This window comes from Streptococcus sp. 3874 (genome assembly GCF_013276425.1).
GTDB lineage: Bacteria > Bacillota > Bacilli > Lactobacillales > Streptococcaceae > Streptococcus > Streptococcus pseudopneumoniae.
Map to the genome: position 1 here is coordinate 1 of NZ_VMLA01000014.1, position 11,783 is coordinate 11,783.

At 39.5% G+C, this 11,783-nt stretch carries 12 protein-coding genes and 2 pseudogenes; 13 read left to right on the forward strand and 1 reads right to left on the reverse strand.

The annotated features are described in order from the left end of the window. Positions 1 to 160: 160 nt before the first annotated feature. The 12 genes and pseudogenes from HT703_RS01310 to ciaH all read left to right on the forward strand — a co-directional run bounded on the left by HT703_RS01310 (position 161) and on the right by ciaH (position 10,654). Positions 161 to 481, forward strand: a complete 321-nt coding sequence (locus tag HT703_RS01310) for a PadR family transcriptional regulator (protein ID WP_000665420.1) — start codon at positions 161 to 163, stop codon at positions 479 to 481. 3 nt (positions 482 to 484) lie between these two features. Then, positions 485 to 1,300 (forward strand): hypothetical protein, encoded by an 816-nt coding sequence (locus tag HT703_RS01315; RefSeq protein ID WP_000738385.1) that lies wholly within the window; start codon positions 485 to 487, stop codon positions 1,298 to 1,300. 72 nt (positions 1,301 to 1,372) lie between these two features. Beyond that, complete coding sequence (locus HT703_RS01320) at positions 1,373 to 2,299, forward strand: aldo/keto reductase family oxidoreductase (RefSeq protein WP_054393223.1); 927 nt, start codon at positions 1,373 to 1,375, stop codon at positions 2,297 to 2,299. 99 nt (positions 2,300 to 2,398) lie between these two features. Next, positions 2,399 to 2,635: a DUF2829 domain-containing protein gene (locus tag HT703_RS01325; protein ID WP_000141913.1), complete on the forward strand. Its 237-nt coding sequence runs from the start codon at positions 2,399 to 2,401 to the stop codon at positions 2,633 to 2,635. Next, positions 2,628 to 3,326: a 3-oxoacyl-ACP reductase gene (locus tag HT703_RS01330; protein ID WP_138701314.1), complete on the forward strand. Its 699-nt coding sequence runs from the start codon at positions 2,628 to 2,630 to the stop codon at positions 3,324 to 3,326. The genes HT703_RS01325 and HT703_RS01330 overlap by 8 nt, the downstream gene beginning before the upstream one ends. A 9-nt stretch (positions 3,327 to 3,335) precedes the next feature. Continuing rightward, positions 3,336 to 3,814: pseudogene (locus HT703_RS01335) on the forward strand (NUDIX hydrolase). A 7-nt stretch (positions 3,815 to 3,821) separates the two neighbouring features. Then, on the forward strand, positions 3,822 to 4,550 hold the full coding sequence (locus HT703_RS01340) for a GNAT family N-acetyltransferase (RefSeq protein WP_023940515.1): 729 nt from the start codon (positions 3,822 to 3,824) through the stop codon (positions 4,548 to 4,550). Positions 4,551 to 4,591: 41 nt separating this feature from the next. Continuing rightward, positions 4,592 to 5,463: pseudogene (locus tag HT703_RS01345) on the forward strand (putative PEP-binding protein). Further along, entirely contained in the window at positions 5,438 to 5,878 is a 441-nt protein-coding gene (locus HT703_RS01350) for an ASCH domain-containing protein (protein WP_172929858.1), read from the forward strand. Before HT703_RS01345 ends, HT703_RS01350 begins: the two are co-directional and overlap by 26 nt. A gap of 122 nt (positions 5,879 to 6,000) precedes the next feature. Further along, positions 6,001 to 8,547 carry a M1 family metallopeptidase gene (locus HT703_RS01355; protein WP_172929860.1) on the forward strand — a complete coding sequence of 849 codons (2,547 nt, stop codon included), beginning with the start codon at positions 6,001 to 6,003 and terminating at the stop codon, positions 8,545 to 8,547. A gap of 108 nt (positions 8,548 to 8,655) precedes the next feature. Next, on the forward strand, positions 8,656 to 9,330 hold the full coding sequence (ciaR, locus tag HT703_RS01360) for a two-component system response regulator CiaR (protein WP_000590627.1): 675 nt from the start codon (positions 8,656 to 8,658) through the stop codon (positions 9,328 to 9,330). Then, positions 9,320 to 10,654, forward strand: a complete 1,335-nt coding sequence (ciaH, locus tag HT703_RS01365) for a two-component system sensor histidine kinase CiaH (protein WP_054393230.1) — start codon at positions 9,320 to 9,322, stop codon at positions 10,652 to 10,654. Before ciaR ends, ciaH begins: the two co-directional genes overlap by 11 nt. A gap of 169 nt (positions 10,655 to 10,823) precedes the next feature. Here ciaH and HT703_RS01370 read toward each other — a convergent pair whose 3' ends face one another. Beyond that, positions 10,824 to 11,111 carry a DUF3270 domain-containing protein gene (locus HT703_RS01370; RefSeq protein WP_023933508.1) on the reverse strand — a complete coding sequence of 96 codons (288 nt, stop codon included), beginning with the start codon at positions 11,109 to 11,111 and terminating at the stop codon, positions 10,824 to 10,826. Positions 11,112 to 11,250: 139 nt separating this feature from the next. Between HT703_RS01370 and HT703_RS01375 the strand changes: the two genes are divergently transcribed. Further along, on the forward strand, positions 11,251 to 11,783 hold a 533-nt coding region (locus tag HT703_RS01375; protein WP_172929862.1), incomplete at its 3' end, for a peptidase U32 family protein.

Sequence of the window (11,783 nt, forward strand, 5' to 3'; positions counted from 1 at the left end):
ACGAAGTCAGTAACCATACATACGGTAGGGCGACGATGACGTGGTTTGAAGAGATTTTCGAAGAGTATTAACTATTATGCTTTACAAACTAGTGTAGAAGTGATATACTATAGGTGAAGTTACTAGTAGGTATTACAAAATAGATTAGAAGGGAGAAGTGATGAAAGAAACTCAGCTATTAAAAGGTGTTCTTGAAGGTTGTGTCTTGGATATGATTGGTCAAAAAGAGCGGTATGGTTATGAGTTGGTTCAGACTTTGCGAGAGGCTGGATTTGATACTATCGTTCCAGGAACTATTTATCCTTTGTTGCAAAAGTTAGAAAAAAATCAATGGATAAGAGGCGACATGCGCCCGTCGCCAGATGGTCCAGATCGGAAGTATTTTTCATTAATGAAAGAAGGAGAAGAGCGTGTCTCGGTCTTTTGGCAACAATGGGACGATTTGAGTCAAAAAGTAGAAGGGATTAAGAATGGGGGTTAAACCATGAAGAAAATGAAGTATTATGAAGAAACAAACAATTTGTTGCATGAGTTTTCTGAGGACAATCAGCAGTATTTTGAGGAGTTGTGGGAAAGTTTTAATCTTGCTGGATTTCTCTATGATGAAGACTATCTCAGAGAGCAGATTTATTTGATGATGTTAGATTTTTCAGAAGCAGAACGAGATGGCATGAGTGCAGAGGATTATTTAGGTAAGAATCCTAAAAAATTAATGAAAGAGATGCTCAAGGAAGCACCACGTAGTTCGGTCAAAGAGTCCTTTTTAACACCAATTCTTGTCCTGGCGGTATTACATTACTATCAACTACTAGGCGATTTTTCTAAAGGTCCTCTCTTAACAGTCAATTTGCTCACGTTTTTAGGGCAACTTCTTCTTTTTCTAGTTGGCTTTGGGCTTGTGGCTACAATCTTACGTTGGAGCTTAGTCCAAGATTCTTCTAAAATGAAAATTGGCACCTATATTGTCGTTGGGATTCTTGTTCTGCTAGTTGTTCTGGGATATGTAGGAATAGGAAGTTTTGTACAAGAAGGAGCCTTTTATCTTCCTGCTCCCTGGGACAGTTTCCTTGTCTTTACGCTTTCTCTAGTCATCAGTATTTGGAATTGGAAAGAAGCGGTCTTTCGTCCCTTTGTCAGTATGATTGTTGCCCATCTTGTGGTGGGTTCTCTGCTCCGTTATTATGAGTGGATGGGCATTTCAAATGTTTTCCTCACAAAGATTATTCCTTTAGCTGTCCTCTTTATTGGAATCTTTGTCTTGTTCCGTGGGTTTAAGAAGATAAAATGGAGTGAAATATAGTCAAAAAGCCGTTGCAAAGCGGTTTTTTGTTATAATTAAATGAAGAATGTAGAATTAAAGGAGAAAAATTTGATGAGATACATAACTCTTGGTCAAGATGACAAAGAATTATCAGAAATTGTTCTCGGAATGATGAGAATAGAAGATAAGTCTGTAAAAGAAGTTGAAGAGCTTGTAGAAACAGCACTTTCTGTTGGAATCAATGCTTTCGACTTGGCTGATATTTATGGTCGTGGTCGTTGTGAAGAACTGCTAGGTCTTGTCCTAAAAAATCGTCCAGATTTAAGAGAAAAGATGTGGATTCAGTCCAAATGTGGCATTCGCATTGAAGAATTTACCTATTTTGATTTTTCTAAGGACTATATTATAAAATCAGTTGACGGTATTTTGCAAAGATTGAAGATTGATCATCTAGATAGCTTGCTTCTTCATCGACCAGATGCTTTGATGGAATCTGACCAAGTAGCAGAAGCCTTTGATCTCCTTTATAAACAAGGTAAGGTTCGAGATTTTGGAGTTTCTAATCAAAATCCTATGATGATGGAGTTACTTAAAAAAGATGTCAAGCAGCCGTTAGCTGTTAATCAGCTGCAATTGAGTGCGGCTTTTACTCCAGGATTTGAATCAGGTTTTCATGTTAATATGGAAGATAGTCAAGCAGCTATGCGAGATGGCAGCATTTTTGAATATTGCCAATTACACGATGTGGTCATTCAAGCCTGGTCTGTCTTACAATTCGGGTATTTTAAAGGGAATTTTGTTGGAAATGAGAAATTTCAAGCTTTAAATCAAGTACTTGATCGTTTAGTTATTAAATATGGAGTAACCCCTTCAACTATTGCCATTTCTTGGATATTGCGTTATCCAGCAAAAATGCAGGCAGTCGTAGGTACCACAAATCCTAATCACTTGAGAGAAGTTAGCCAAGCGGCAAACTTTAGCTTAACAAGAAAAGAATGGTATGAAATTTATCTTGCAGCAGGGAATAATTTGCCGTAAGTAGAAGCAGATGTAAATAAATCACAGTCAAAAAGCCGTTGCAAAGCGGTTTTTTTGTTATAATGAAGGGAAGAATTATTGATTTTAAAGGAGAATAACATGACTTTTGAAGAAATCCTGCCTGGGTTAAAGGCTAAGAAAAAATATGTACGAACTGGTTGGGGAGGTGCTGAAAACTATGTCCAACTTTTTGACACTATCGAGCAAAATGGGGTTGCACTTGAAGTGACGCCCTACTTCCTAATCAACGTTTCTGGCGAAGGAGAAGGTTTTTCCATGTGGAGTCCGACACCTTGTGATGTTTTGGCGACGGATTGGGTAGAAGTGCATGACTAGACGCGTATTGATTACGGGAGTAAGTTCAGGGATTGGTCTGGCTCAGGCTCGACTCTTTTTAGAGAAGGGCTATCAAGTTTATGGAGTTGACCAAGGTGAAAATCTACTCTTAGAGGGTGATTTCCACTTTTTACAGAGAGATTTGACCTTGGACTTGGAACCTATTTTTGACTGGTGTCCTCAGGTTGAGGTTTTGTGCAATACTGCTGGAGTTTTGGATGATTACAAACCACTGTTGGAACAAACGGCGCAGGAAATTCAGGAGATTTTTGAAATCAACTACATGACTCCTGTTGAGTTGACTCGCTATTATTTGACACAAATGCTGGAAAATAAAAAGGGAATCATCATCAATATGTGCTCCATTGCTTCTAGCCTAGCAGGTGGAGGTGGTCACGCCTATACTTCATCCAAGCATGCCTTGGCTGGCTTCACCAAGCAGTTGGCTCTAGACTATGCTGAAGCTGGAATTCAGGTCTTTGGGATTGCTCCAGGAGCTGTCAAGACGGCTATGACCGCTGCCGACTTTGAACCAGGTGGTTTAGCGGACTGGGTGGCTAGTGAAACGCCAATCAAACGCTGGATTGAGCCAGAGGAAATAGCAGAAATCAGCCTTTTCTTAGCAAGTGGAAAAGCAAGCGCCATGCAAGGACAAATCTTGACAATAGATGGCGGCTGGTCTTTGAAGTAGGAGGATCTGATGGAAATCAAAAGACACTTTGGAGTCTACGCTGTTTGCTTTGAAAATGGGAAGTTACTCTGCATTGAAAAAACGAGAGGTCCTTATCAACATCGGTATGATCTACCTGGAGTCAGTCAGCAACTTGGTGAAGGACTGACGGAAACGCTGACTAGAGAAGTTATGGAAGAGACGGGATTTACTGTTAGAAGCTACTCTACTCCTCGAATCTACGATGTTTTCGTCAGGGAAGAGTTAAAAAATTTTATGGTTCACCATGCATGCCCTTGTATGATGTTGAAATGACTGAGAGTGCACCTCAAGTTACGATTTCGGAAGCTGTGTCTGATGGTGCGAATGATTCACTTGGATATATTTGGATGGATATTCAAGAGATCACAGAAGAAAATGCATCGCCATTGGTCTTGAAGGTTAAGTCTGAATTATTAGGATTTCCAGAACTGGACAAGACTTCTTACATGAATTGGAAGGTGAAGTAGGGGAATAATGGAACTATTTAAAACATGGAAGAAAAATATGGTTCTCTATGGTCTTAAATCTCAAATCGGAACTGTCTACCGAAACAGTGATAGGACAACAAGCTTTTATGATGTTGGGAATTTTCTATACCTAGCAGGGGAGTTAGATTCCAGATTTTGGGAAGATTTTGTTAGGAAATATGGTTTAGATTATAAGATTATTATTTCAGAAAATACCAATTGGCAAGATTTTCTGCATCGGAAAGTGGGGCTAAATTCTTTTACTCGCTATTCTTTTAAAGATAAGGCAAATTTTCAAGTTGAATTTCTAAATGATCTAGTTACTCATTTAGAGGAAGGTTACAATATTGTGCCTATTGATAATCATATTTATAACTGCTTTTCTGAGGAAGAATGGTCACAAGATTTACAGGGGGATTTTGAGTCCTATCCGGATTTTGTTTTAAAAGGTGGATTTGGCTTTGTGATTCTTAAAAATAATGAACTGATTGCCGGGATTTCCTCAGGGTTAGTTTACCGTGGAGCAGTTGAAGTGGAAGTTGCAACTAGAGCAAACGAACAAGGAAATGGATTTGCTAAAAAACTTGGTGCTGCAATGATTCTAGAGAGTTTAAATAGGGATATGTTTCCACTTTGGGATGCTCATAATGAGGCTTCCAAAAAAGTAGCAGAATTTTTAGGATATGAGTTAGCTGAACCTTATGAAGCTTTTGAACTAGAGGAAATTTTGATATAATTATATATGATGTTGTATCTTTTAAGACGAGGTGAATGGCTATGAAAAATCAACTTGCCCTTAGTGGCGAAAAAATTATTGAAAAAGTTTACCCCTAATTATTTCACCACGTCGGCATGATTCGTGGGGAATACTTGTTGAGAGAGCTCAACAAAAACATACTGTTACCTAGTTGTCAGCAATTTGTAAAAGATTTATCTAGCGATTATCTGCTCCCTGTACTCAGATGAAGAAGTCTGGTATCGTTTTACTGAATTAACGAATACAGAAGCTAATTGTCTAAAGGGGACTAAAGAGTATTTTGATGAAAATCATCCCTTGTTTGGGTTATAGAGGAACGAGGCGTTTGCTGGCGTGTCCGGATGAATTTCAGGCTGAAGCACATGTCGTTACAGAAGTTTATCAAACCAACTCCAATCTATCTCTTATCTTTCCTTTTGTCAATGATGCTGAGCAGTTAAAGCAAGCTATTACAGTACTGCGTCAGCATGGTTTTACTGGAAAAATTGGCATAATGATTGAATTACCGTCAGCGTATTTTGACTTGGACAGGATACTGGAAGCTGGTATTTCAAAGATTGTAGTTGGAATGAATGATTTGACTTCTTTTGTTTTTGCGACTGTGAGAAACAGTCAATGGCATGATATGGAAAGTCCAATAATGTTAGATATGTTGAGACAGATGCAGGATAAAGCAAGGATGAAAAAGATTGATTTTGCTGTAGCAGGCTATCTGAATACTTCTTTCATACAAAAAATGAATCAGTTGGGTATCAAGTGCATTATCCACTACAGTTCTATTCCAGAGATTTTTGATTTAGAGATTGACCATCCAGACCACCTCGAACGTGTAAAAGAAGAAAGTAAAAAATTACAAAGGAGCACCCATGACACCGCAAGAAATGTGGAATAAATACAAACAAATCAATCCTTCTATCGGAGATGAAATCGATGCTTGGTCTTTTGGAGTGGAACCAGACCTTTTAGCAGATTTGGTTTTAAAAGGAGAAAAGACAGCAACAGCATCAGCCTATGACCTCTATGTACTAGAAGACGAACCACTTCCCCAAGTAGGGACCTTCGATATCATTTTAGATAGTCAAAATCAGGCTGTCTGCATTGTCGAAATTACAAAGGTTTCTGTTAAACCCTTCAATCGAGTGTCAGCTGACCATGCCTATAAGGAAGGTGAGGGAAACAAGACACTTGTCTATTGGCGCCAGGTTCATGAGGATTTTTTCAGAGACTGCTTGGGTGAAGCAGGATTGACTTTTACACCTGAAAGCAAGGTTGTTTTAGAAGAATTTCGCAAGGTCTACCCACTGTAGACTATTAGAAGGAAGAAAGTTTTGGAAATCGCTGTCCAATCCTTTTTTCTCAAGCAAAATATGATATAATAAGTTTGTTTGAAGAAGAGCAGCAGCTCTTAAACTTAGAATAGGAGAAAACTATGCAAGCAGTTGAACATTTTATTAAGCAATTTGTTCCTGAACATTATGATTTATTTTTAGATTTGAGTCGTGAGACCAAGACTTTTTCTGGGAAAGTGACCATCACTGGTCAAGCACAGAGTGACCGCATCTCCCTCCACCAAAAAGATTTGGAAATCACCTCTGTAGAAGTTGCAGGTCAAGCTCGTCCATTTACAGTTGACCATGACAATGAAGCCCTTCATATCGAATTGGCTGAGGCTGGTCAAGTTGAATTGGTTCTTGCCTTTTCTGGTAAAATTACAGACAACATGACAGGGATTTACCCTTCTTATTATACAGTTGATGGAGTCAAGAAGGAGGTCTTGTCTACTCAGTTCGAGAGCCATTTTGCGCGCGAAGCTTTCCCATGTGTGGATGAGCCTGAAGCCAAAGCAACTTTTGACCTCTCTCTTCGCTTTGACCAAGCAGAAGGTGAATTGGCCTTGTCAAACATGCCAGAAATCGATGTTGAAAACCGTAAGGAAACAGGTATCTGGAAGTTTGAGACAACACCTCGCATGTCTTCTTACTTGTTGGCCTTTGTTGCTGGTGATTTGCAAGGGGTGACCACTAAAACTAAGAATGGTACCCTCGTTGGTGTATACTCTACCAAAGCACATCCACTTTCTAACCTTGATTTCTCTTTGGACATTGCCGTTCGCTCTATCGAGTTTTACGAAGATTACTACGGAGTCAAGTATCCAATCCCTCAATCTCTCCATATCGCCCTTCCTGACTTCTCAGCTGGAGCTATGGAAAACTGGGGTCTTGTGACCTACCGTGAAGTTTACTTGGTTGTGGATGAGAACTCTACTTTTGCCAGCCGTCAACAAGTTGCCCTTGTTGTGGCCCATGAATTGGCTCACCAATGGTTTGGTAACCTTGTTACTATGAAATGGTGGGATGACCTTTGGCTCAATGAAAGCTTCGCTAACATGATGGAATACGTCTGTGTGGATGCCATTGAGCCAAGTTGGAATATCTTTGAAGATTTCCAAACAGGTGGTGTTCCTCTTGCTCTTGAACGTGACGCGACTGATGGTGTTCAGTCTGTTCACGTCGAAGTCAAACACCCAGATGAAATCAATACGCTCTTTGATGGCGCTATCGTCTATGCCAAAGGAAGCCGTCTCATGCACATGCTTCGTCGTTGGCTAGGTGATGCCGATTTTGCCAAAGGTTTGCATGCCTACTTTGAAAAACATCAGTACAGCAATACAATTGGTCGTGACCTTTGGGATGCTCTTGGTCAAGCATCTGGCCGTGATGTCGCAGCTTTCATGGATTCTTGGTTGGAACAACCTGGTTATCCAGTTCTCACTGTCAAAGTTGAAAATGATGTTTTGAAGATTTCACAAAAACAATTCTTCATCGGTGAGCACGAAGATAAGAACCGTCTCTGGGTTGTGCCACTCAATAGCAACTGGAAAGGCTTGCCTGATACACTTGAAACTGAAAGTATCGAAATCCCTGGCTACGCAGCTCTTCTTGCAGAAAACAAAACAGCACTTCGTCTCAACACAGAAAATACAGCCCACTACATTACAGACTATCAAGGAGACTTGTTAGATGCTGTTCTTGCTGACCTAGTTGAGCTTGATAACACAAGTAAACTGCAGATCGTTCAAGAACGTCGTTTGCTTGCTGAAGCAGGGCACATTTCTTATGCTGACTTGCTTCCAGTTCTTGATAAACTTGCTAAGGAAGAGTCTTATCTGGTGGTTTCAGCTGTTTCTCAAGTGATTTCAGCCCTTGAGCGCTTTATTGATGAAGGAACGGATGCTGAAAGAGCCTTCAAAGCCTTGGTTGCTAAATTGGCTCGTCATAACTATGACCGTCTTGGTTTTGAAGCTAAAGACGGAGAATCAGATGAGGATGAATTGGTTCGTCAGCTGGCTGTTTCGATGATGATTCGCTCAAATGATGCAGAAGCTAGTCAAGTCGCTAGCCAAATCTTTGCAACACACAAGGAGAATCTTGCAGGACTCCCAGCAGCTATTCGCTCACAAGTTCTGATCAATGAGATGAAACATCATGAGACTAAAGACTTGTTAGCACTTTATCTTGATACTTATACTCATGCAACAGATGCTGTCTTTAAACGTCAGTTGGCATCTGCTCTTGCCTATAGTAAAGATGCGGACAATATTCAAACCTTGATTGCTGCTTGGAAGGACAAATTTGTGGTCAAACCACAGGACTTGTCTGCTTGGTATTACCAATTCCTAGCTCATCAAGCAACTCAGAAAACAGCTTGGTCTTGGGCGCGTGAAAACTGGGCTTGGATTAAGGCAGCCCTTGGAGGAGATATGAGCTTTGATAGCTTTGTTATCCTTCCTGCTCATGTATTTAAGACTCAGCAACGCTTGGCGGAATACAAGGAGTTCTTTGAACCGCAACTTTCTGACCTTGCTCTTAGCCGTAACATCGGTATGGGAATCAAGGAAATTGCAGCGCGTGTTGACTTGATTAGCCGTGAAAAAGCTGCAGTCGAAGCAGTTGTTCTTCAATACGGAAATGCATAAATAAGCCTAAAATAAAAAGAAAACTCAGCTATCTCATGTAAAATGCAGAGAGTTGAGTTTTTTTTAAGGCAAATTTGGTATAATAGTTTTAATAAGGAGGAGTTTCTCATGATAAAAATCTTATTGGTTGAGGATGACCTAGGTCTGTCAAATTCAGTATTTGACTTTTTAGACGATTTTGCGGATGTTATGCAGGTATTTGATGGAGAAGAAGGTCTCTACGAAGCTGAGAGTGGTGTCTATGACTTGATTTTGCTGGATTTGATGTTGCCAGAAAAAAATGGTTTCCAAGTCTTAAAAGAATTGCGTGAAAAGGGAATTACGACACCAGTTCTGATTATGACTGCCAAGGAAAGTTTGGATGACAAGGGACATGGATTTGAACTGGGAGCGGATGATTATCTGACCAAACCTTTCTACCTAGAAGAACTTAAAATGCGGATTCAGGCCCTTCTCAAACGTTCAGGCAAGTTTAATGAAAATACGCTATCTTATGGAGATATTCTCATCAATTTATCAACAAATACCGTTAAGGTTGAAGATACTCCAGTCGAATTGCTGGGGAAAGAGTTTGATTTATTGGTTTATTTCCTTCAAAATCAAAATGTTATTTTGCCTAAGACGCAGATTTTTGATCGTCTATGGGGATTTGATAGTGACACAACGATTTCAGTTGTCGAAGTCTATGTTTCAAAAGTCCGTAAGAAATTAAAGGGAACCACTTTTGCAGAGAATTTGCAAACCTTGCGCAGTGTTGGGTATATTTTAAAAGATGTTCAGTAAACTAAAAAAAACATGGTATGCGGATGATTTTAGTTATTTTATCCGCAACTTTGGTGTCTTCACTCTGATTTTCTCTACAATGACTCTGATTATTTTGCAGGTCATGCACTCGAGTCTCTATACTTCAGTGGATGATAAGCTCCACGTACTAAGTGAAAATCCTCAAGCAGTTATTCAACTGGCAGTGAATAGGGCAACAGAAGAGATTAAAGATTTAGAAAATGCTAGGGCGGACGCTAGTAAAGTAGAAATAAAACCTAATGTCAGTTCCAATACGGAAGTCATTCTCTTTGATAAGGACTTTACTCAACTTCTTTCTGGAAATCGATTTTTGGGCTTGGATAAGATTAGGTTAGAGAAAAAAGAACTAGGCCATATCTACCAGATTCAGGTTTTTAATAGCTATGGGCAGGAAGAAATCTATCGCATGATTTTGATGGAAACCAATATCAGTTCGGTTTCAACCAATATCAAGTATGCTGCTGTCTTGATAAATACCAGTCAGTTGGAGCAGGCCAGTCAAAAGCATGAGCAATTGATTGTCGTTGTGATGGTAAGTTTCTGGATTTTGTCTTTGCTTGCAAGTCTTTATCTAGCTCGGGTTAGTGTTCGACCCCTGCTTGAGAGCATGCAGAAGCAGCAGTCCTTTGTGGAAAATGCCAGTCATGAGTTACGGACTCCACTTGCAGTTTTGCAAAATCGCTTAGAGACCCTTTTCCGTAAGCCAGAAGCTACCATTATGGATGTGAGCGAAAGTATTGCATCGAGTTTGGAAGAAGTCCGAAATATGCGTTTTTTGACGACAAACTTGCTGAACTTAGCTCGGAGAGATGATGGGATTAAGCCGAAGCTTGCAGAAGTTCCAACTAGTTTTTTCAATACGACTTTCACAAACTATGAGATGATTGCTTCGGAAAATGATCGTGTCTTTCGTTTTGAAAATCGTATCCATCGTCCGATTGTCACAGACCAGCTTCTCTTGAAGCAGTTGATGACTATCCTATTTGATAATGCTGTCAAGTATACTGAAGAGGATGGTGAAATTGATTTTCTTATCTCGGCGACCGATCGTAATCTGTATTTACTGGTTTCTGATAATGGAGTCGGTATTTCGACAGAAGATAAAAAGAAAATTTTTGATCGTTTTTATCGAGTGGACAAGGCTAGAACTCGTCAAAAAGGTGGTTTCGGTTTAGGATTATCTCTGGCCAAGCAAATTGTAGATGCGCTTAAAGGAACCATTACTGTTAAAGATAATAAACCCAAGGGAACAATCTTTGAAGTGAAGATTGCCATCCACACACCATCGAAAAAGAAAAAATAAAAAGAGTCTGGGGCAAAAGTCTAACCTTAAATATAAAAAGCGAACAAAACAAGTTATCTGACACTCAGAATTCTGTTTTGTTCGCTTTTTTGTCTAATCTATCGATTTTAAAAACTTATAATAAAGAATTCCTAAAATCAAAATCCTTTTGTCCCAGACTCTTTTGGATTTATTTTCTACGTTTTCGTTTGATAATAGACCGTTGAACTTTTAAAACAAGTAAGCTGGATCCGATTGCTGCGGCAAAGGCAAGAGCAGTTGATAATTTTAATGCTAAAAAGATAAAACTAAAGATAGCAATACAGATACAAAAAACAGCGATATTAACAAAAAATAAAATTTCTTTGAGATTGCTATCAGCTTGTGCTTCAGGTGCATAAGCTTGATAATGAGGAAGTTGCTGGTTTAATTCTTCTTGATAGTCTACCTCATAGGATTGTAATTTTCTTACGGGCATGATTCTCTCCTTAACAGTACATACCTATTTTATCATTTTTTCGGCAGAGAATTATTACAGAAAGGTTACAAAAAGAATAAAGTCCCTTTTCATTTTCAAAGCATGGCTGATTTGCTAGAAATGTGGTATAGTTTTTCCTATGGAAAAGATTATCATTACAGCAACTGCTGAAAGTATTGAACAAGTCGAACAACTACTCGAAGCTGGCGTAGACCGTATCTATGTCGGTGAGAAAGATTTTGGCCTTCGTCTGCCAACAACCTTTAGTCATGACCAATTGCGTGAAATCGCTAAGTTGGTTCATGATGCTGGTAAGGAATTGCTCGTTGCGGTCAATGCTCTCATGCACCAAGATATGATGGACCGTATCAAGCCTTTCTTAGACTTCTTGGAAGAAATCAAGACAGACTATATTACGATTGGGGATGCAGGCGTCTTTTACGTAGTTAACCGCGATGGTTATTCATTTAAGACCATCTACGATGCTTCAACCATGGTAACTAGCAGTCGTCAGATTAACTTCTGGGGACAAAAGGCTGGCGCATCTGAGGCTGTTTTGGCGCGTGAAATTCCATCAGCTGAACTTTTCAAAATGCCAGAGATTTTGGAAATTCCTGCTGAAGTTTTGGTTTACGGTGCTAGCGTCATCCATCATTATGGCTTCAAGCCAGT

Excerpts from the sequence above, each read along its gene's own strand:
- HT703_RS01315 (WP_000738385.1), top strand. The coding sequence starts at position 485 with ATGAAGAAAATGAAGTATTATGAAGAAACAAACAATTTGTTGCATGAG.
- HT703_RS01310 (WP_000665420.1), top strand. The coding sequence starts at position 161 with ATGAAAGAAACTCAGCTATTAAAAGGTGTTCTTGAAGGTTGTGTCTTG.
- HT703_RS01370 (WP_023933508.1), bottom strand. The coding sequence starts at position 11,111 with ATGCCCGTAAGAAAATTACAATCCTATGAGGTAGACTATCAAGAAGAA.
- HT703_RS01340 (WP_023940515.1), top strand. The coding sequence starts at position 3,822 with ATGGAACTATTTAAAACATGGAAGAAAAATATGGTTCTCTATGGTCTT.
- HT703_RS01330 (WP_138701314.1), top strand. The coding sequence starts at position 2,628 with ATGACTAGACGCGTATTGATTACGGGAGTAAGTTCAGGGATTGGTCTG.
- HT703_RS01355 (WP_172929860.1), top strand. The coding sequence starts at position 6,001 with ATGCAAGCAGTTGAACATTTTATTAAGCAATTTGTTCCTGAACATTAT.
- HT703_RS01325 (WP_000141913.1), top strand. The coding sequence starts at position 2,399 with ATGACTTTTGAAGAAATCCTGCCTGGGTTAAAGGCTAAGAAAAAATAT.
- HT703_RS01350 (WP_172929858.1), top strand. The coding sequence starts at position 5,438 with ATGACACCGCAAGAAATGTGGAATAAATACAAACAAATCAATCCTTCT.
- ciaH (WP_054393230.1), top strand. The coding sequence starts at position 9,320 with ATGTTCAGTAAACTAAAAAAAACATGGTATGCGGATGATTTTAGTTAT.
- HT703_RS01320 (WP_054393223.1), top strand. The coding sequence starts at position 1,373 with ATGAGATACATAACTCTTGGTCAAGATGACAAAGAATTATCAGAAATT.
- ciaR (WP_000590627.1), top strand. The coding sequence starts at position 8,656 with ATGATAAAAATCTTATTGGTTGAGGATGACCTAGGTCTGTCAAATTCA.